This is a genomic window from Bacillus sp. CH140a_4T, assembly GCF_008923725.1.
GTDB lineage: Bacteria > Bacillota > Bacilli > Bacillales > Bacillaceae_G > Bacillus_A.
The window spans coordinates 283,247-302,148 of record NZ_WBPF01000016.1; the positions used below are offsets into that span (position 1 = coordinate 283,247).

The window sequence follows — 18,902 nt, forward strand, 5'->3', positions numbered from 1 at the left end:
TAGTGTCACTATTTCACACTATTTGCAATTGTACTTGCGATGTTTTGTAAATTTTCCATTGTGTATTCATTTTGATGTGATTTCCAAACAGCACCGAAACCATCGTTTTCACCGTAGCGTGGAATTAAATGAAGGTGGAAGTGGAACACAGTTTGTCCAGCTTTTTCACCGTTATTGTTAAGTAGGTTAAAGCCAACTGGATTAAACTCTGCTTTAATCGCATTTGCGATTTTCGGAACGACAGAAAAAATGTGTGATGCGATTTCTGGCGTTAACGCAAAAATGTCTTGTTTGTGAACTTTTGGAATAACAAGAGTATGTCCTTTTGTTACTTGACTAATATCTAAAAATGCAAGCACATGTTCATCTTCGTATACTTTTGAGCAAGGGATTTGCCCGTCAATAATTTTACAAAAAATACAATTGTCCGCTGTATGATTCATTGATCTCATCCTTTCAAGTAGCCTTAGCCGTATTTTACCATAATTACATAAGAGAACAAACACGAAAAACAGGAAGCTGACTCAGCTTCCTGTTTTCTGAAGAGGGATTGAAAAAGCATTATCGTAATTTACGTTTCGCAGACACCTCATTTATTTAAGAAATGCACGGTAAATCGGCTAAAGTTTCTGCCGTAGACACCCCATTTTCAAGTGAAATGAATTGCAATCTTTTATAAAAGGAAATTGTTTATTTTTTAAAACAGTATATGCTCTTTCGGAGACACCCCGTTTCTAAAATGAAACAAATGATCTGGTTATGTGTAAATTTCTTTGTCCAACATGGACACCCCATTTCATGATGACTTCACTATGTTGTTGTACTCATCAATTGGTGGTCGCTTTTTCAATGTGTTCCTTCTTCACTAATTATGATGTCCGCTTTCGTAAAAATATATGCGAACAAATTTAAATTTTTTTTGAGGGCATCGATACTATGTAGTACAGCGCTATTTTTGGTAAGATGAATATAGAATGAATACTAATGAAGAAAGTGGTGTCGTATGAGCGAGTTATTGCGTGTAGAAAATGTTACAGGAGGGTATACGAAACGACCTGTACTAAAAGATGTTTCGTTCTCTGTGAATAAAGGCGAACTTGTCGGCTTAATCGGTTTAAATGGAGCGGGTAAAAGTACGACGATTAAACATATTATCGGTTTAATGGAACCGAAAAAAGGAACTGTCACAATTAATGGGAAAACCATTCGTGATGATATGACAGCGTACCGTTCTAGTTTTTCGTTCATCCCAGAAACACCAGTATTATATGATGAGCTAACGCTAGAAGAACATTTGAAATTAACAGCGATGGCGTACGGTGTTGATGAGAAACAATATGAAGAACGTGTAGGACAACTATTACAAGAATTTCGCATGAAAAATCGTTTAAAATGGTTTCCGTCTCATTTCTCAAAAGGGATGAAACAAAAGGTAATGATTATGAGTGCGTTTTTAGTGGAGCCATCTCTTTACATTGTGGACGAACCTTTCGTTGGGCTTGATCCGTTAGCCATTCAATCACTCCTTCAAATGATGGATCAAATGAAAAAGAGTGGTGCAGGTATTTTAATGAGTACACATATTTTAGCGACGGCAGAGCGTTATTGTGATTCGTTCATTATTCTTCATCAAGGTGAAGTAAGAGCGAAAGGAACATTATCTGAGCTGCAATCACAGTTTAATATGCCAGGTGCAACGTTAGATGATATTTATATTGCATTAACGAAGGAAGAAGATTATGAATAGCACAGCATTATGGAAAGAACGATTTCGTCACTTTCTAAAAGAAGTTCGTACATACAGTAAATACGTATTTAATGATCATTTGAAATTTATTTTTGTATTTATCATCGGCGCAGGAGCGTATTATTACCAGCAATGGTTACAAACGTTAACACCTTCGTTTCCGGCGGCGCTCGTTATGGCAGTGTTGCTAGGACTCGTATTAACGGCCGGATCAATCCAAACGTTATTAAAAGAAGCGGATCTCGTTTACTTACTGCCAGTTGAACAAAAGTTAAAACCATACTTCACAAAGGCATTTCTTTTTACGTTTATGATTCAGTTATACATAATCGCAATCGTAGCGGCAGCGCTTGCCCCGTTATACTTCCAGCAAATGAAGCAAACAGGAGCGGCTTACATATGGATTGTACTCGCGTTTGTCATTGTAAAGGCGTGGAACTTATTCGTCGCGTGGGAAAAGTCATTTTTAACAGATCAAAATATACAAAGAGCTGATTGGTTCATTCGTTTTATTTTAAACGGCTTATTTGTGTACTTCCTTGTAGAGCGTACTTCCGTTATGTTTATTGGCGGAATCGTCCTTCTCATGGTGTTATACCTCGTAGTACTGCATCAAATGGTGAAGGGAAAGCCGCTAAACTGGGAGTATTTAATTTCTGAAGAAGGTAAGAAGATGATGCTGCTGTACCGCATCGCGAACATGTTCGTTGATGTACCTGCATTAAAAGAAAGAGTAGCGCGCCGGAAATGGCTCGATTTCATTCTTTCAATGATTGGTGAAAAGCGTACATATTTATACTTATATACGAGAACGTTTTTACGATCTGGTAACTATTTCGGTTTATATGTGCGTCTGCTTGCTCTTGGCGGAGTTATTTTGTACTTCATTCCGTTTTTATATGGACGATTTATCGTAAGCCTTATTTTCCTATACTTAATCGGTTATCAGCTATTAACTTTATGGAAGCATCACCGCATGAAGATTTGGCTTGATTTATATCCGGTCGGGGGAGAAGAGAAGAAGAAAGATTTTCTTACTTTATTAAATGCAATTCTTCTTACTGGCAGCGTTGTATTTACAGTTATATTTGCCCTTGCGACGAAAGATTTCATGATGACGGGAATTTTATTAGTCGTAAGCATACTATTTAGTATCGGTTTCGTTTATCAATACGGGGCGAAACGTATTGAGCGTTTAAATTGAAGGGAATGAACCTATGATTACATACGAAGAGAAGGTTATAAAAGAATTGGAGCAGTGGAAAGCTACATTCATGAAAGATTCTTCTGTGATGACACGGTTCTCTAAGAAAGTGCAGACGAAAGTACAACAGCTTATTCCGGCGAAAGTGCAAAAAGTATTAACAGAAACGATTCGGATGATGGTGCAGACGATTAGTGCTGGATCAAACTTTATAAAGCCGAAATTAAAAGAGACGAACTGGTCATTGCAAAGAAGAGACGACGAAGTACGTAAGAAAATGGATGAGTACAAAAAAATAGCAGCGGCAGAGGGAGCAGGGACGGGAGCAGGCGGTATTGTCCTTGGCCTTGCTGACTTTCCGCTTTTACTCGGCATTAAAATTAAATTTTTATTCGATGCAGCAACATTGTACGGATTTGATACGAGTGAAAAAGAAGAGCGCCTTTTTATCCTTCACGTCTTTCAACTCGCCTTTTCAAGTGACGATCACCGAAAAGAAATATGGAAAGCAATCGAAACGTGGGACACAGAAGAAGAAAATCATATGGACTGGGAAAAGTTCCAAACAGAGTACCGAGACTATATCGATTTAGCCAAAATGCTTCAGCTCGTACCAATAATCGGTGCCCCAGTCGGCGCATATGCGAATTATCAACTACTGCAAAGACTCGGGGAAGTGACGATGAACTGTTATCGTATGCGATTGTTGAATAGGGATTAAAAAGAAAGCATCCTAAATTGTGATTTAGGATGCTTTTTTTAGAAGTTAATGCCGATATAGCTAACTCTGGCAATAATCAATACGATGAAGAGTACAATGATGAATGGAAATCCGCTCTTACCATCTTGTCCAGCTTCACCGCCGCCAGTGCCGCCGTTACCACCTTTACCGCCAAGTCCCATAGGAATATCCTCCTTATTGTTATATGTTGCTTTTGCTTTATACTTTTCTGTATTTACCAATAAATCCCTCTTACAGCGCTAACTAACTTGCAAATCATTTCGTTTCATTTTATAATTTATTTACCGACCGGTAAGTAAAAATAAGTGAGGTACAGTATGACAAAGAATTTACAAACATCGCAAAACATTGTTGAGGCATCATTTAAACTCATGGCAGAGCACGGCATTGAGAAGATGAGCCTTTCCATGATTGCGAAAGAGGTAGGTATTTCAAAACCGGCTATTTATTATCATTTTTCTTCTAAAGAAGCGTTAGTCGATTTTTTATTTGAAGAAATTTTTTCTGGGTATCATTTCGTGAGTTATTTCGATAAAGAGCAATATATGAAAGAAAACTTTGCAGAAAAGTTAATTTCAGATGGTTTACATATGCTCTCTGAATATGAAGGGCAAGAAGGAATATTACGCGTTATAAATGAATTTATCGTAACTGCATCGCGAAATGAAAAGTATCAGAAACGCTTATTTGAAATACAAGAAGATTTCTTAAATGGTTTCCACGATTTATTGAAGAAAGGTGTGGAACTTGACGTTGTGTCACAACATGCAACGGAAGAAAATGCTCATACGTTAGCGCTCGTGATCGATAATATGAGTAATTACATGTTAATGGGATTCGAGTTAAAGTATAAAGAAATTTGGATTCGAAATGTGAAAAACGTCATGAAGGAGGAATAGAGGTGAAAATGCAAAAAAACTGGTGGCTCGGTTTTCTGGGATTCATTGGGATTTATAAAATCCCAGGTATGATTGAAGCTTTTCAAGCGGATGGAAGTTGGCTTAAGTTAATCGGTTTCATTTGGTTACTTTGGTTCGGATATTTTATTCCTGAGAAGAAAGATAATTAAATTACAATTTTCTGTAAAGTTATGTAAAATATAGATTGAGAGTATTCATATATTAGATTACTAGATTTGGAGTGGTTACATGGATCCATTGAAAAATGAAATTCATCCTGACATGGTCAAGGTGTGGAAAGTTCGTGCTGTAATTGAAGAAGGGATTGGTATTCTCGTCATTTTAGCTTACCTTTTCCTCATGATAAAGTTTGATTGGTGGGCGTGGATTTTGTACGTGTTAATCGGGTTAACGGTTGCACTAGCACCATTTGAGTACTTCGTATTTCCGAAACTTCGTCAGCGTTATTATAGCTATCAACTAAATGAAGAAGAACTTGAAATTCAGCACGGTCTTTTCGTCGTAAAGCGCGTATTAGTACCGATGATTCGTGTGCAGCATGTGACGATTGAACAAGGTCCGATTATGAGAAAATATGGCTTAGCAGAATTACACATTTCAACAGCGGCAACTTCTCACAGCATCCCAGGCTTAACGATGTATGAAGCAGAAATGTTGAAAACAAAAATCGCAGAATTAGCGAAAGTGAGTGATGAGGATGTATAAGAGGCAGCATCCCATTACGATGTTATTAGAATTAAAAATAACAGACTTTATACCACTCATTATTTTCATGTTTAGTTTAAACGGAAAGTTCCCGTTTTGGTATTTAATTCCCGCTGCATTCGGTTTACTCACCGTCTTTTCAGCGTTTGAAAAATGGTATTACACAACGTATTGGGTTGAAAATAACGTATTACATGTGAAACAAGGGCTCTTTGTGAAGAAGGAGAGCTACTTAAATAAAGAACGTGTGCAAACGATTAATACAAGTTCTAACGTGTTATATCAAATGTTTGGCTTAAAGAAAATTCAAATTGAAACAGCTGGTGGGGGCGATGATGCAGAAGTTAGCTTAGCTGGTATTACAGTAGAAGAGGCAACAGAGCTTATTGCAATGCTAAATGATCCAACTCCAGAAGTGAAGGCAGAAGAAACATCAGAAGAAGTAGTAGCAAAAGAAATCGTAACAGAGGAAAAGCAAGCGACTGAATATAAATTAACTTGGAAAGAAATTGTGCTAGCCTCTGTTACATCTGGTCAGTTTGGACTATTATTCTCATTAATCTTTTTCGTGTATCATCAAGTAGATGAGTACATTCCGAAATGGATAGAGAATAGCGTAAAGTCGTATGTAATGGAACATGATATATATGGCTGGATTTTCATGGTAGCCATTTTGATCGTCCTTTCGTGGATTATATCGACAATCGGTTATGCGCTAAAACATGGAGATTTCACGGTGAATCGAAGGAATGACGAAGTCCGCATTTCGCAAGGATTACTTGAGAAAAAAGAACTCGTGCTAAAATTGCATCGTATTCAAGGTATTACGATAAAAGAAAGTATTTTACGTCAGCCATTCGGTTATTGCGCTGTGCAAGTAGAAGTTATTCAAGGTAAAGGACTGGGTGACGAGAAAGAAAAAGTTACACTGCACCCAATCATTCGAAAAGATCGCGTACAACAGTTACTCGCACATTTACAATTACCATACGAACTGAATACAAACATTATTTCATTACCAAAAGCAGCATTGCGCCGCTATCTCATTGATAGTTTCATCTTTTTCGCTATGTTAGCAATTCCGCTTATTGGAATAAGTATTTACTTTGAAAAGCACTTCATCATGTGGGCATTAATTCCGCTCGTGATCCTCATCTTTACACTTGGATACGCAACATTTAAAACAAATGGTTACAGTGTAAACGGAGAGCAAATTATGCTTGTATATCGCAGCGTCGGAAAATATACAGGGCTTGTTAGAAGAAGGCACGTTCAATCAATGGAAAAGACACAATCATATTTTCAGCGCCGTGCAAATTTATGTACGTATAAGTTCTCTAATGCATCATCGAATTACAAATTAGAGCATACGAGAGTAGAAGATGCGGAGAGAATGCAGGGTTGGTATAAGAAGGAATTAAGTGAGGGTTAATATGAAAAGGCTTGCCTATTATGAAAGGCAGGCCTTTTGTTATAGAGAAACTAGTAGTTTACACTTTGTGTACCCTGTTTGGAATGTAGTAACTTCAACATCTCATGGTCACTAGATGTATTGTGGTAAAAAGACACCCTAAGGTGCCTTTCATCGACTTGGACCATCTTAAATTTAATAATATCCACTATTTTGCAATTATAAATATATCAGAAATCTTTCATATTACATTCATGTAGCTGAATTTAATAGAGTTTATTTGGTATGAAAATCTTTAAATATTCTACAATTTATTTTTAGAAAAAAGAAAAACTCTCACCTGAAATTAAATGTCGCTTGATAGCGATGTGCTGCTATATCTAAAAATATTAAAAAATATGCTATTTCTAGTAATTTAATCCTATCATTTTAAGAAAATTTGAATATTATAGTATAAATAAAAAGAAAGGAGGTATGCCAATATGAACAATCAAACGTTAGCAATTTTAAAAACATTGTCTCCTGGTACAAATATTCTATTCCAATTAAACTCTCAAGCTATTACAGAGGGTATTTTCTTAGGTTTTAATAGAAACACAGTTCAGATTAGCTTTAATGGTAGTGTATTTTTCGTTTTAGCAAATAAAATTAATGCAATTGCACCTATAACGTAAAAGTAGTAAGGCATAGAAGGCGGTTTTCAACAAACGCCTTCTATATTTTTTATATGCTGGATGTGTAAAGTTATGAAAGTATAAAATTGGTTCTCTTATTTATTTCGCTGCTGATATAACTAGACGTATAAGAGGTAGATTATTACAGTTAATAAATTTATTCCTTTTAAACTATCTATTGGAATATTTAGGATAGAAGGTTATAATTAAGATTTGTGGATTTGTAATTATGATAGTTTTTGTGAAGTGAATCACAAAAACTCGGGGTACTACGATTTAGTTTAATCAAGAAGAGGGAAATATAGATAAATATGAAGCTTATAAAAATAGCAGTGATAGGTATGATTGCGGTAGGATTTCTTTCTATTTCTTCAAGTTCTTTAGCTGAAATAGAAAATGTAAATAAAAATGAAGCACAAGCAGCTCCAAGTAGTTTTCCTGATGTTCCGGGCTGGGTAAAGCCATCAGTAGATTATCTTATAAATAAAAATGTATTATCAGGTATGCCTGATGGTACGTTTTCGCCAAATTTAGAGATAGATAGAGGTGCAGCCGCAACAATGATGGCGAAAATATTGAACCTTCCTGTCGATCAATCGGCAACGCCTACTTTTGAGGACTCCAAAAGGAACTGGGCAGCTCCATATATTGCCGCTATAGAAAAAGCGGGTGTTATTAAAGGGGATGGGAACGGGAAATTCAATCCGAATGGAAAGCTAACGAGAGGCGCGATGGCTTCTATGTTAGTAAATGCATACAAGTTGCAAGAGAAAGTGACAGGGAATCCTCCAACAGTATTTACAGACTTAAAAGGGCACTGGAGTGAGAAACATGTAAATATTTTGGTTGAATTAAGTATTTCAAGTGGATACGGTAATGATAATTGGAAGCCTGATCAAACGATTACTCGTGCTGAAACTGTAAGTTTAGTCGCTCGAACAGATACTTCAAAAGATAAAGAGTTTAAGCGTAAACAAATTCAAATGTCCAAATCTTTCTTTGCTTATCACGATGCTTCATTATCTTCAGGAATCGCTTTTGAATGTACACCGCAAACTGTAACAGTGTATGAAGAAAGAGGAGATGGCTGGGTTAAAATCAATACATATCAAGGGTTTAAATGGATTTTATTAAACGAGAAAAGAATTCATATTAATAGAGACTTTTTCACATATGATTATCCAGCAGACTCAGCGAATGTACTGTTAAAATATACACCGCAAATGGTAACAGTAGTGGAAGAAAGAGGTACGTGGTTGCGTATAAGAACTGGTGCTGGTCTACAATGGATGAATACGAATGAATCTCGAACAGTTATTGATAACTTAAAAACGATCCAAAATAATCAACAAGTTATTTTAGTTACAACAAAAGGCTACAATACGAATCAAGCTCAAATTCGTACATTTGAAAATTCAAATGGGAAATGGAGAGAGCAAAAGAATATAAATGGATATATTGGGAAAAAAGGTTTTGCAGTTGAGATGAGTGAAAGTGGTATGAGTTCGCCTAGAGGAAAATACACAATTGGTTCAGCGTTCGGTAGACAAGGAAATCCTGGTACGAAACTACCCTTTATTAATTTAACACCAAATCATGTATGGGTAGATGATTCTAAATCCCCATACTATAATACGCTGCAAGAAAAGCCAGTAAGAGGTAGATGGAAATCAGCTGAAAATATGTATATCCCGGCGTATGATTATGGATTCGTCATTAATTATAATACCGAATCACGTACACCATACAAAGGAAGCGCAATCTTCTTCCATGTCTCTACTTCATGGACAGAAGGGTGTACAGGTGTAGATAAACAAAATGTTATTGATATTTTAAGATGGATTGATCCAGGGAAAAATCCTGTTATTATTCAAACTCCTGAAAATGAACTGACAAATTATTAATTTGATACTCTAAAAAATATAATGTATACGGCATTATTTAAAGTCTACTTTCATTAGTAGGCTTTTTTGTTAATCTCAAACGCTAATGGATTATTTCATTAAAAACTTGGATTTACGATACGTTAGGAAGGTTTCATAAACGGTTGTTTGTAGTTTTTTTGAGACTAATGAATAAATTTTTTAATATATAGGGATTAAAGTGAATAAAATAAAAGGTCAATTTCTTTTCATGTAAAGAAGTTGGCTTTTTTATTTCGCTTTGCTTAGCGTAAGGGATTTTTGTTTCAGAGTACTGTTTATTTTTCAACTTGATGATAATGAGGAGAGATATTTGTATGCTTTTATGAAGAATCCTTATTTACATTAAGGATTGGAACCGGATTGTTGCCTGAAAATATAGACGGGGGAAAATAATGTAAAAAAACTATTGTATATTTAAAAACCTTATGTTACATTTATGTTACAGAAGAGTTACAAAACGTAACTTATGTTACGAGTTGTTTTCTTTTGTTTTTCGGTATGTTACAAAATGAGGTTCGTAGCAAAACGACCGATAATATGTAAAGTTAAAAAAATAGCAACCTAAAAAGAGTTTTTCTATGTGTATAAGAGTGTGTGTAGTAAAGAGCCTGGTGAGAGCTTTACGCACATGATTAAAATTCCTTTCTGTCTTTAAAAGAAGAAGAAAACCAACTACCAACTATTTAGGAGTTTTAAGTAATGAGAGTAAATGAAATGTACTTCCTTTCCCACACACAAAGTACATCTTTATTTTCAGTCTAATTACTACACAGACTTTTATACATATGCTGTTACCACGCATTAACGGTCAGTAAGCCCCCCACCTCAAAATTCAGCGAAAGCAAAGAAGTTAGGTGGGGGGATCAACTGCCCGTAAAGGCCCGATTGGTTCAACTAATAATCAGTGGGAGAGAAACAAAAAGCCCCACTGATTAAAGTTTCACTTTATCGTTTTAGGGATATATAGGAGGAGAAAAAATGAAAAAGTTATTAATGGTAATTGGACTTACGTTTTTAATGTTAGCTGGATGTAGTAATGGAAATTTTGACAAAGCAATGGATGAAGGGAAGACCGCGTTAACGAATAAAGAATATAAAAATGCCTTATCATCATTTGAAAAAGCGCTAGATGAGAAAAAAGACGATTCAGATGCAAAGATGCTTGTAGAACAAACGAAAGTAATGATTGAAGCAGTGAAGTTAAAAGAGGAAACAAAGATAGAAGAATCAATCAATTCATTTGAAAAAGTAGAGAACATGAAGAATGGAAATGCTACGCTTGTAAAACAGGCAAAGGAAGAACGCACAGCATTACTAGCCATCTTAGAGCAAAACAAGAAGTATAGTGAGCAACTGACGAAAAGTGAAGAGTTAATAAGTAAGAAAAATTACGCAGAAGCGAAAGAAATCTTAAATAAGCTAGTTGCAGAAACAAAAGATAACAAGAATCTTGAAGAATATAATAAAAAAGCGGTAGGATTAGTTACTAAAATGAATGAAGAAGAAAAAACTGCAAAGAGTGAAGCAGCGAAAGCACAAAAAACAAATGTAGTAACGAATCAAAAGGTAGCAACAGAAAAGACTCAAAAAACTGAGGCAGAAAAAAATCAAAAGGTAGTAGCAGAAAAGAACGAAAAAACTGAGGCAGAAAAAAATCAAAAGGCAGTAACAGAAAAGAACCAAAAAACTGAGACTGACCAGAATCAAAAGGTAGAAGCAGAAAAGAACCAAAAAGTAGAGACAGGAAAGACTCAAGATGCATTTACTTTTGAGAAAGCGAAAGCATATATCAAAAATGAATATAAAGAAGACTATGATTACACGCTAGAAAATACGCAAGTAGAGAATGGAAAGAAATATTATCAAATAAGAGTGCATACGACATATAAAATAGAAGGTGCAGGTGGACCAGGATTTACTGGCGTATTCAAAGTATTCGAAGACGGTACAATTATTGAAATGCACTAAATCGATGAAAAAGGTATCCTCAAAGTATTTGAGGGTACCTTTTTTAGCATAAAAAAAGGCATCTAGCAAAAGTACTAGATGCAAATAAAAACACAAGGGAAAATAAATATCTTCCCGTTTCCCGTAAGTAATTATATCAAAAAATTTATAAAAAACTAGCTTTATTTTTTATATTATTGATGTGTAAAGCTATGAAATAATAAGATTACACTGTTTTCATAGTGTTTTATTGAAAAAAGGAGCTGCGTATATGATTAATTTTAAACCAGAAAATTTAAACCAACTATTAAAAGTGATGCTAATTAGTGCGAATAAGTCGTATGATGCGATTAAAGATTATGAGTTTACGGGGGAAGAAGTAGTGTTTCGTGTAGACTTCGAGTATATTGACGTTTCTTTAATGATTGTAGATATGTTAGGAAGATCAGCTTCTAAATTCACTATTTTGCCATATGCTCATCCGAATACGAATGAAATAGATTACATTCAGTTTCAAGTGTATTCGATTAATGAAGGGAATTTTAAAGAAATGATGGATACGATGTAAAGAAACTATAATTTTACAAAACTGTATATACCAACTAATATATAATTAATAAATTCATATAATTGGAGTGATGAGATGCAGCCGTTAGAAAGGGAGATTCATTCTAATATGCTGAAAGTGTGGCGAATTCACGCTTTAATTGGGGCGGCAGTTATACTAGCAGTCGTAATTGCATATTTCTTTTTTATGATCAATTTTAATTGGTGGGGTTGGTTGTTTGGCTTGCTAGTAACAGGCGCTATTACATTTATCCCGCTTGATTATTTTGTGTTTCCAAATTTACGTCAACGTTATTATAGTTACAGATTAAATGAAGAAGAGATTGAGATACAAAAGGGAATGTTCGTTGTTAAGCGCGTACTCATTCCGATGATCCGCGTGCAGCACGTAACGATTGAACAGGGCCCAATTATGAGAAAGTATAATTTAGCAGAATTACATATTTCAACAGCGGCAACTTCTCATAGTATTCCAGGCTTAACGAAAGAAGAAGCAGAGCAGTTGAAAAGACAAATTGGAGAACTTGCGAAAGTGAGTGATGAGGATGTATAAGAGGCAACATCCGATCACGATTTTATTAGGGATTCGAGTTGCGACTTTGTTGCCTTTTATTCTTCTTGTTCTATTTAAATCAGATGGTCAAGTAGAACCTTGGTATGTCTTTCATCTTGTTCTTTTGGCCATATTATTCATTATGGCAATTTTCTCAGCGATAAAATGGTATTTCAAAGTGTACTGGGTTGAAAATAATATTGTACATATAAAGTACGGTGTGTTCGTGAAGAAAGAAAGTTACTTAAATAAAGAACGTGTGCAAAATATTAGTACGTCTTCTAACATCATTTATCAAGTGCTCGGACTAACGAAATTAAACATAGAAGTAGCGAGCGGCGGTAGTGAGCCAGAAGTGATGTTAACTGGCATTAGAGAAGATGAAGCGAAGGAACTGATTGCTTTATTACATAAAGAGAGAAGCGTTGTGAGGGAAGATGAGCTTGCGGGAGAAGGTAGTCGGGCGGTTTATCAATTAACAGCGAAAGAAATTTTATTCGCATCTATTACATCTGGTAGATTTGGATTAGTATTTTCTATGTTAGTCATCCTTTACACAGAGTTTAATGAATTTCTACCAGAATGGCTCATCAATAAAGTGGAAGCATATGTGATGGATAACGGTGTATATGAATTAATCGTTATGGCCGCGATTTTAATGGCGGTTTCGTGGGTCGTTTCGACAGCTGGTTATGCGTTAAAATATGCGAACTTTAAAATAGAGCGAAACGGAAATAAAGTTCGTACCGTGCAAGGGTTATTTGATAAGAAAGAGTTTGTTTTAAAACTACACCGCATTCAAGCGATTACTGTGAAAGAGGGAATTCTCCGCCAGCCATTCGGTTATTGTTCTGTCGAGGTGGAAGTCATTCAAAGTGTAGAAGCGGCAGGGAATGAAGTGATGTTACATCCCTTTATGAAAAAGAAAGATGTCCAGCAGTTACTTACATATTTGCAGTTGCCGTATGAAATGGAAGAGAAAATCGTTCATTTACCGAAGGCTGCATTACGTCGTTACGTAATAATGGGCTGGATTACAAGTGCCGTGCTTGCTGTGCCGATTATCGGCGTGAGTATATATTTTAAACAAAATGTTGCGTTATTCACATTAATACCGCTATTTATGATATTTACGTTACTTGCATACGCCCGGTATACAAGTGGTGGATATATGATACGAGACAATCAGTTAGTCATGGTGTACCGAGGACTCGCGAAATATACGGGGATCATGCGAAGAAGGCATGTTCAAGCAGTAGGATACAGCCAGTCGCATTTTCAAAAGAAAGACGAGCTATGTACAGCTGTCGTATCGGTAGCGGGGCATAGGTATAAAGTGAAGCATATGCGAAAAGAAAACGCGCTTCGTATATATAATTGGTATAAAGAAAAAGGAAACACCGGTAAGTAATGGTGTTTCCTTTTTCGCGTCGTAATTTGTCGATAAGTCGATATATCTCAAAAATCGCTGATATAATTTGAGTTGCGCCGATATATTTCGAGTTGCGCTGATATATTCGGAAAATCGCCGGTATAATTTCATGTACCGTCAACTCCGAACTCAGAAAATTAAACTAACACATCAAAAGTAGTTACAAATGACGGACGAGAGAAAATACTTTTTTGCTGCTCTGCATGTGGATGAGCCTGAGCTTGAGCTTGTCCTTCTGCTTGTGCAGGGCGTTTTTTATGAGCGTTTTCGAATGAACGTGATTCTGTCCAGTCTTTAAAGTTCTGCTCCGTTTCCCACATCGTTAAGATGACATATGTATCGTTACTTAATGGACGTAGAACGCGGATTGCTTGGAAACCAGGTTCGTTTTCGATAAGGCCTGCGCGGTTTTTAAAACGATTTTCAAATACTGGGCGACCTTCGTCTGTTACAGAAATGTTGTTACAAACGATGTAGCCAGGTTGTCCTTTAAATTCTCCTACAGCGTCTAGTACGTCATACTGAAGAGAACCTTCTACAGATTCTTCTGTATTTTCTTTATAAAACATATCTTTTTCATTATTTTTTGCAGTGAAATGTGCTTGTTCTAGAGGTGTTTCGTATGAAATAATAGCCTTCATTTTAATGCCCCCTTTAATTGTTTGTTTCTATTATATCAACTCTCGTAAAAAACTTCGAAGATTATATACATAAAGATACTTCTTTTTCAAATAATAAATGTACCATCATTTGGAAAGAAGGCCGATGTATGAAGAAAGTAAAGTGGACTTTATTAGCTGGGTTAGCAACGCTCGTATTAGCGATTGTACTTTATAAACTTATCGTGTTAGCTGGTGGCTATATGATGGATGAAAAGCAGCTCGTTTTCCACTCTTCATCACGTATCGTTGACCAGAGAGGGAAAGAAATTACGAAATTATACGTAGAAAATAGAGACCTCGTACCAATCGAGCAAATTCCGAAATACGTGCAGCAGGCGTTTGTTGCGGTAGAGGATTCTCGTTTTTATAAGCATCAAGGAATTGATTACCCCTCTATATTCCGTGCTCTTTATAAAGATACGTTAGCTGGAGAAAAGGTAGAAGGCGGTAGTACCATTACGCAGCAACTCGCTAAAAATGTTTTTTTAACTCGTGAAAAAACAGTTACGCGTAAGTTGAAGGAAGTCGCAATTTCTCTTCAATTAGAACAAAAATATACGAAGCAACAAATTCTTGAAATGTATATGAATCATATTTATTTTGGGCATGGGGCTTACGGTATTCAAGCTGCAGCAAAGTTGTATTTTAATAAAAATGTAGAAGATTTAACAGTAGAAGAGGGCGCTATGCTTGCAGGTCTTCCGAAGTCGCCAAACGGATATTCACCTTATTTTTCCCCAGAGAAAAGTAAGGAGCGCCGTGATCTCGTATTGTCGCTTATGCATAAACAAGGCTATTTGACTGCCGAAGACAGCGTACGTTATCAAGGAAAAACAATTGCTTTATATAAAAACTTAGACGAAAATGAGCTCGCATATATGCCGTATATTGATATGGTCATAGATGAAGCCGCACATTTATACGGATTGTCTCATCAAGAAGTACTTCGCGGAGGATATACATTTGTCGTGCCGATGGATGAAAAGATTCAAAAGGTAGCATATAACCAGTTTCAAGATGCAAGGAATTTCCCTGGGAAAGAAGAGGGGGCGCAAGGTGCGTTTTTATTAATGGATAATCGTACGGGCGGAATTAAAGCTGCGATCGGCGGAAGGAAGTATGTCCCGAGAGGGTTCAATCGTGTTTTCGCAAAAAGACAACCCGGTTCTGTGCTAAAACCACTTATCGTCTATGCACCAGCACTCGAAACGAAAAAGTATAATCCGTATTCTTTATTAACGAATGAAAGACATTCTTTTGAAGGATATGAACCTCGAAATTATAATCATGAGTATTCGAAAGAAATGACGATGTACGATGCAATTTTAGAATCAGCAAACGTACCGGCAGTTTCTTTATTAAATGAATTAGGGGTTGAAGAAGGGAAGCAATATTTAGAGAAAGGTAATGTTCATATTGCTGATGCTGGTTTAAGTACAGCACTTGGAGGATTGAAAAATGGTGTTTCAACATTTGATCTTGTGAAAATGTATCGTGCATTTTTAGCAAATGGTGATATTATTGAGCCGCACGTTATTGATAAAGTGTTAAATAGACACGGCGCAGTTATTGGAGAATCGCCAAAAGTAGAAACGAACATTTTCTCGAAACAAACGGCTTGGTATATGACGAAAATGCTTGAAGGAGTTGTAAAGGAAGGGACAGCAAAAGCCGGTGTATATAACGGGGCATTAGCTGGAAAAACAGGTACAACTTCATTGCCAAATGACGAAAATGGAGCGAGAGATATGTGGTTCGTTGGCTATACGCCAAATTTAGTAGGCGCTGTTTGGATTGGTTATGACCGTACGGATAAAGAGCATCAGTTGCAAGGAGAAAGTGCGTCAGCAACGAAATTGTTTAAGAAAATTTTAACGAAGGCAAATGTAGAACAGAAAGAGCAGTTTATGAAGCCAGAAGGTGTGGAAACAATTGGCGCTCCGATTCGTCTGCACAAAATTGAAGATGTGAAAATGAAATTAGCGTTTAGCCCTTTCGGTTTATTTAAAGCGAAATTAAGCTGGACACCACTTCCGGATGATAGAATTATGTATCGCATTTATAGAGTGGAAAATGGAGTCCATACGCATGTGGGCACTGTAAATGGTGCCGGGGAATATGAGGAAAAGTTCGTTAACATCTTTTCAAAACCGAGTTTTTACGTTGTGCCATATAACACACAAACGAATCGCGAAGGAGAAAAGTCAAAAGTAGCTAAACCATAGTTTTTCTCTGTGTTATAATAAGAATGTTGTGAAAATAGTAAGCGTTTTTAAGAATGTTTGTGTCAATTTAATGAACAACGTACATAATGTTATGCATTTTGTTTTTACAAGCTGTATAGTAAAAAAAGATAAATATCGAACGTATTCGAAGCATTGGTAAGGAAGGGAGCAAGGGTCTTGGTAAGAACTATAAATGAGACATTTTTAAAAGCATGTAGGGGGGAACGTACTGATTATGTACCAGCATGGTATATGCGTCAAGCAGGTCGTTCGCAGCCGGAATATAGAAAGATAAAAGAAAAGTATTCTTTATTTGAAATTACACATAATCCAGAGTTATGTGCTTACGTTACAAAGTTGCCTGTTGATCAATATAACGTAGACGCAGCAATTCTGTATAAAGATATTATGTCACCACTACCTGCAATTGGTGTGGACGTAGAAATTAAATCAGGTATTGGCCCAGTTATTGATAATCCAATTCGTTCTTTACAAGACGTAGAAAAACTAGGGGAAATCAATCCAGAAGATGACGTACCGTACATATTAGATACGATTCGTTTATTAACGACGGAAATGCTAGACGTACCGTTAATCGGTTTTTCGGGAGCTCCATTTACATTAGCGAGCTATATGATTGAAGGCGGTCCATCTCGTAATTACCATAATACGAAAGCGTTCATGTATGCAGAGCCGAAAGCTTGGTTCGCTTTAATGGATAAGTTAGCAGATATGGTTATTACATATTTAAAAGCGCAAATTAACGCAGGAGCAAAAGCAGTTCAAATTTTCGATTCTTGGGTTGGAACAGTAAATGTAGCAGATTACCGCGTATTTATTAAACCAGCAATGGAGCGTATTTTTGCAGAAGTTCGTAAGGTGGGTGTTCCAATGATTATGCACGGCGTAGGAGCTGCACATTTAGTAAATGAATGGCACGACTTACCGCTTGATGTAGTAGGCTTAGATTGGCGCTTACCGATTGAAGAGGCACGCGCACGCGGCATTCATAAGGCGGTACAAGGTAATATGGACCCTTCATTCTTACTTGCACCATGGTCTGTTATTGAAGAACATGTAAAAGGTATTTTAGATCAAGGGATGAAAGAGCCAGGTTATATCTTTAACTTAGGACACGGTGTATTCCCGGAAGTAAATCCAGATACATTAAAACGTTTAACTACATTTATTCATGAATACTCTAAAGGGCAGTTAGCGAAGTAAAGGAGCATTGCTGTATGAAAAAGAAAATTGGTTTGCTTGTAATGGCATACGGAACGCCATATAAAGAAGAAGATATTGAACGTTACTATACACATATTCGTAGAGGAAGAAAGCCAAGTCCTGAAATGCTAGAAGATTTAACAGAGCGTTACCGTGCAATTGGTGGTATTTCTCCTTTAGCTACTATTACATTAGAGCAAGCTAAAAAGTTAGAACAGCGTTTAAATGAAGTACAAGATGAAGTAGAGTACCATATGTATCTTGGCTTAAAACATATCGAACCGTTCATTGAAGATGCAGTGAAAGATATGCATAACGACGGTATACAAGATGCAATCGCACTTGTTCTTGCACCGCACTATTCTACATTTAGCGTGAAATCGTATGTAGGACGAGCACAAGAAGAAGCGGAGAAACTTGGAAACTTAACAATTCACGGCATTGATAGCTGGTATAAAGAACCGAAATTCATCCAGTACTGGGTCGATGCAGTGAAAGGTATATATAACGGTATGGCAGAAGCAGAGCGTGAAAAAGCAGTATTAATCGTATCTGCACATAGCTTACCAGAAAAAATTATTGCACTTGGCGATCCATATCCAGATCAATTAAATGAAACAGCTGACTATATCGCAAGAGGTGCTGAAGTAGCAAACTATGCAGTAGGTTGGCAAAGTGCAGGAAACACACCAGACCCTTGGATTGGTCCAGATGTACAAGATTTAACGAGAGAATTAAATGAAAAGTACGGTTATACTTCATTCGTATACGCACCAGTTGGATTTGTTGCGGAACATTTAGAAGTTTTATATGACAACGACTTTGAGTGTAAAGTTGTAACAGATGAAATTGGCGCGAAATATTATCGTCCAGAAATGCCAAATGCATCTGACGCATTTATTGATTGCTTAACAGATGTTGTATTAAAGAAAAAAGAATCTGTAATGTAAAAAGAAAGGGGGAG

At 36.4% G+C, this 18,902-nt stretch carries 19 protein-coding genes; 16 read left to right on the forward strand and 3 right to left on the reverse strand.

Features of this window, described 5'->3' with window-relative positions:
- Positions 1 to 8: 8 nt before the first annotated feature.
- The gene (locus F8162_RS16920; protein WP_001016840.1) at positions 9 to 443 is read right to left on the reverse strand and encodes an HIT family protein; all 435 of its coding nucleotides are present in this window, start codon (positions 441 to 443) and stop codon (positions 9 to 11) included.
- Between the two features lie 560 nt (positions 444 to 1,003).
- Here F8162_RS16920 and ecsA point away from each other — a divergent pair.
- Genes ecsA through ecsC form a run of 3 tightly spaced genes read left to right on the forward strand, consistent with a single transcriptional unit; the run spans position 1,004 to position 3,672 of the window.
- Positions 1,004 to 1,747 carry an ABC transporter ATP-binding protein EcsA gene (ecsA, locus tag F8162_RS16925; protein ID WP_001292603.1) on the forward strand — a complete coding sequence of 248 codons (744 nt, stop codon included), beginning with the start codon at positions 1,004 to 1,006 and terminating at the stop codon, positions 1,745 to 1,747.
- On the forward strand, positions 1,740 to 2,951 hold the full coding sequence (gene ecsB / locus F8162_RS16930; RefSeq protein WP_151631394.1) for an ABC transporter permease EcsB: 1,212 nt from the start codon (positions 1,740 to 1,742) through the stop codon (positions 2,949 to 2,951). Before ecsA ends, ecsB begins: the two co-directional genes overlap by 8 nt.
- 13 nt (positions 2,952 to 2,964) lie before the next feature.
- The gene (ecsC, locus tag F8162_RS16935) at positions 2,965 to 3,672 is read left to right on the forward strand and encodes an ecs operon protein EcsC (protein ID WP_151631393.1); all 708 of its coding nucleotides are present in this window, start codon (positions 2,965 to 2,967) and stop codon (positions 3,670 to 3,672) included.
- A gap of 38 nt (positions 3,673 to 3,710) precedes the next feature.
- Here ecsC and yjcZ read toward each other — a convergent pair whose 3' ends face one another.
- A complete protein-coding gene (gene yjcZ, locus F8162_RS16940) occupies positions 3,711 to 3,854 on the reverse strand; it encodes a sporulation protein YjcZ (protein WP_151631780.1) in 144 nt (47 codons plus the stop codon).
- A 156-nt stretch (positions 3,855 to 4,010) separates the two neighbouring features.
- Between yjcZ and F8162_RS16945 the strand changes: the two genes are divergently transcribed.
- The 10 genes from F8162_RS16945 to F8162_RS16985 all read left to right on the forward strand — a co-directional run bounded on the left by F8162_RS16945 (position 4,011) and on the right by F8162_RS16985 (position 13,806).
- Complete coding sequence (locus F8162_RS16945; protein ID WP_151631392.1) at positions 4,011 to 4,592, forward strand: TetR/AcrR family transcriptional regulator; 582 nt, start codon at positions 4,011 to 4,013, stop codon at positions 4,590 to 4,592.
- A gap of 2 nt (positions 4,593 to 4,594) precedes the next feature.
- Positions 4,595 to 4,762: a hypothetical protein gene (locus F8162_RS28770; RefSeq protein WP_063222392.1), complete on the forward strand. Its 168-nt coding sequence runs from the start codon at positions 4,595 to 4,597 to the stop codon at positions 4,760 to 4,762.
- A gap of 79 nt (positions 4,763 to 4,841) precedes the next feature.
- The gene (locus F8162_RS16950) at positions 4,842 to 5,318 is read left to right on the forward strand and encodes a PH domain-containing protein (protein WP_064473826.1); all 477 of its coding nucleotides are present in this window, start codon (positions 4,842 to 4,844) and stop codon (positions 5,316 to 5,318) included.
- Positions 5,311 to 6,750: a PH domain-containing protein gene (locus tag F8162_RS16955; protein ID WP_151631391.1), complete on the forward strand. Its 1,440-nt coding sequence runs from the start codon at positions 5,311 to 5,313 to the stop codon at positions 6,748 to 6,750. The genes F8162_RS16950 and F8162_RS16955 overlap by 8 nt, the downstream gene beginning before the upstream one ends.
- A gap of 461 nt (positions 6,751 to 7,211) precedes the next feature.
- The gene (locus tag F8162_RS16960) at positions 7,212 to 7,403 is read left to right on the forward strand and encodes a hypothetical protein (RefSeq protein ID WP_151631390.1); all 192 of its coding nucleotides are present in this window, start codon (positions 7,212 to 7,214) and stop codon (positions 7,401 to 7,403) included.
- A 311-nt stretch (positions 7,404 to 7,714) separates the two neighbouring features.
- On the forward strand, positions 7,715 to 9,307 hold the full coding sequence (locus F8162_RS16965) for an S-layer homology domain-containing protein (RefSeq protein WP_151631389.1): 1,593 nt from the start codon (positions 7,715 to 7,717) through the stop codon (positions 9,305 to 9,307).
- A 999-nt stretch (positions 9,308 to 10,306) separates the two neighbouring features.
- Positions 10,307 to 11,296: a hypothetical protein gene (locus F8162_RS16970; protein ID WP_151631388.1), complete on the forward strand. Its 990-nt coding sequence runs from the start codon at positions 10,307 to 10,309 to the stop codon at positions 11,294 to 11,296.
- A 250-nt stretch (positions 11,297 to 11,546) separates the two neighbouring features.
- Positions 11,547 to 11,843 (forward strand): protoporphyrinogen oxidase, encoded by a 297-nt coding sequence (locus F8162_RS16975; RefSeq protein WP_151631387.1) that lies wholly within the window; start codon positions 11,547 to 11,549, stop codon positions 11,841 to 11,843.
- 75 nt (positions 11,844 to 11,918) lie between these two features.
- The gene (locus F8162_RS16980; RefSeq protein ID WP_001182711.1) at positions 11,919 to 12,395 is read left to right on the forward strand and encodes a PH domain-containing protein; all 477 of its coding nucleotides are present in this window, start codon (positions 11,919 to 11,921) and stop codon (positions 12,393 to 12,395) included.
- Entirely contained in the window at positions 12,388 to 13,806 is a 1,419-nt protein-coding gene (locus tag F8162_RS16985; RefSeq protein ID WP_151631386.1) for a PH domain-containing protein, read from the forward strand. The genes F8162_RS16980 and F8162_RS16985 overlap by 8 nt, the downstream gene beginning before the upstream one ends.
- 158 nt (positions 13,807 to 13,964) lie before the next feature.
- On the opposite strand, the gene hmoB is transcribed toward F8162_RS16985, so the two are convergent.
- Positions 13,965 to 14,468 carry a heme-degrading monooxygenase HmoB gene (hmoB, locus tag F8162_RS16990; RefSeq protein WP_002150035.1) on the reverse strand — a complete coding sequence of 168 codons (504 nt, stop codon included), beginning with the start codon at positions 14,466 to 14,468 and terminating at the stop codon, positions 13,965 to 13,967.
- A gap of 128 nt (positions 14,469 to 14,596) precedes the next feature.
- Here hmoB and F8162_RS16995 point away from each other — a divergent pair, with 128 nt between their 5' ends.
- The 3 genes from F8162_RS16995 (at position 14,597) to hemH (ending at position 18,888) form a co-directional block, all read left to right on the forward strand.
- Positions 14,597 to 16,714: a transglycosylase domain-containing protein gene (locus F8162_RS16995; RefSeq protein WP_151631385.1), complete on the forward strand. Its 2,118-nt coding sequence runs from the start codon at positions 14,597 to 14,599 to the stop codon at positions 16,712 to 16,714.
- A gap of 177 nt (positions 16,715 to 16,891) precedes the next feature.
- Complete coding sequence (hemE, locus tag F8162_RS17000; RefSeq protein ID WP_151631384.1) at positions 16,892 to 17,938, forward strand: uroporphyrinogen decarboxylase; 1,047 nt, start codon at positions 16,892 to 16,894, stop codon at positions 17,936 to 17,938.
- Positions 17,939 to 17,952: 14 nt separating this feature from the next.
- Positions 17,953 to 18,888 carry a ferrochelatase gene (gene hemH / locus F8162_RS17005; protein WP_144613384.1) on the forward strand — a complete coding sequence of 312 codons (936 nt, stop codon included), beginning with the start codon at positions 17,953 to 17,955 and terminating at the stop codon, positions 18,886 to 18,888.
- Positions 18,889 to 18,902 lie beyond the last annotated feature (14 nt).

What these genes read in the sequence shown, in the direction of transcription:
- F8162_RS16955 (WP_151631391.1), top strand. Translation starts at nt 5,311, where the DNA reads ATGTATAAGAGGCAGCATCCCATTACGATGTTATTAGAATTAAAAATA.
- F8162_RS16920 (WP_001016840.1), bottom strand. Translation starts at nt 443, where the DNA reads ATGAATCATACAGCGGACAATTGTATTTTTTGTAAAATTATTGACGGG.
- F8162_RS16945 (WP_151631392.1), top strand. Translation starts at nt 4,011, where the DNA reads ATGACAAAGAATTTACAAACATCGCAAAACATTGTTGAGGCATCATTT.
- F8162_RS16965 (WP_151631389.1), top strand. Translation starts at nt 7,715, where the DNA reads ATGAAGCTTATAAAAATAGCAGTGATAGGTATGATTGCGGTAGGATTT.
- F8162_RS16980 (WP_001182711.1), top strand. Translation starts at nt 11,919, where the DNA reads ATGCAGCCGTTAGAAAGGGAGATTCATTCTAATATGCTGAAAGTGTGG.
- yjcZ (WP_151631780.1), bottom strand. Translation starts at nt 3,854, where the DNA reads ATGGGACTTGGCGGTAAAGGTGGTAACGGCGGCACTGGCGGCGGTGAA.
- ecsC (WP_151631393.1), top strand. Translation starts at nt 2,965, where the DNA reads ATGATTACATACGAAGAGAAGGTTATAAAAGAATTGGAGCAGTGGAAA.
- F8162_RS16950 (WP_064473826.1), top strand. Translation starts at nt 4,842, where the DNA reads ATGGATCCATTGAAAAATGAAATTCATCCTGACATGGTCAAGGTGTGG.
- hmoB (WP_002150035.1), bottom strand. Translation starts at nt 14,468, where the DNA reads ATGAAGGCTATTATTTCATACGAAACACCTCTAGAACAAGCACATTTC.
- F8162_RS16960 (WP_151631390.1), top strand. Translation starts at nt 7,212, where the DNA reads ATGAACAATCAAACGTTAGCAATTTTAAAAACATTGTCTCCTGGTACA.
- F8162_RS16985 (WP_151631386.1), top strand. Translation starts at nt 12,388, where the DNA reads ATGTATAAGAGGCAACATCCGATCACGATTTTATTAGGGATTCGAGTT.
- F8162_RS16975 (WP_151631387.1), top strand. Translation starts at nt 11,547, where the DNA reads ATGATTAATTTTAAACCAGAAAATTTAAACCAACTATTAAAAGTGATG.
- ecsA (WP_001292603.1), top strand. Translation starts at nt 1,004, where the DNA reads ATGAGCGAGTTATTGCGTGTAGAAAATGTTACAGGAGGGTATACGAAA.
- hemH (WP_144613384.1), top strand. Translation starts at nt 17,953, where the DNA reads ATGAAAAAGAAAATTGGTTTGCTTGTAATGGCATACGGAACGCCATAT.
- F8162_RS16995 (WP_151631385.1), top strand. Translation starts at nt 14,597, where the DNA reads ATGAAGAAAGTAAAGTGGACTTTATTAGCTGGGTTAGCAACGCTCGTA.
- F8162_RS16970 (WP_151631388.1), top strand. Translation starts at nt 10,307, where the DNA reads ATGAAAAAGTTATTAATGGTAATTGGACTTACGTTTTTAATGTTAGCT.
- ecsB (WP_151631394.1), top strand. Translation starts at nt 1,740, where the DNA reads ATGAATAGCACAGCATTATGGAAAGAACGATTTCGTCACTTTCTAAAA.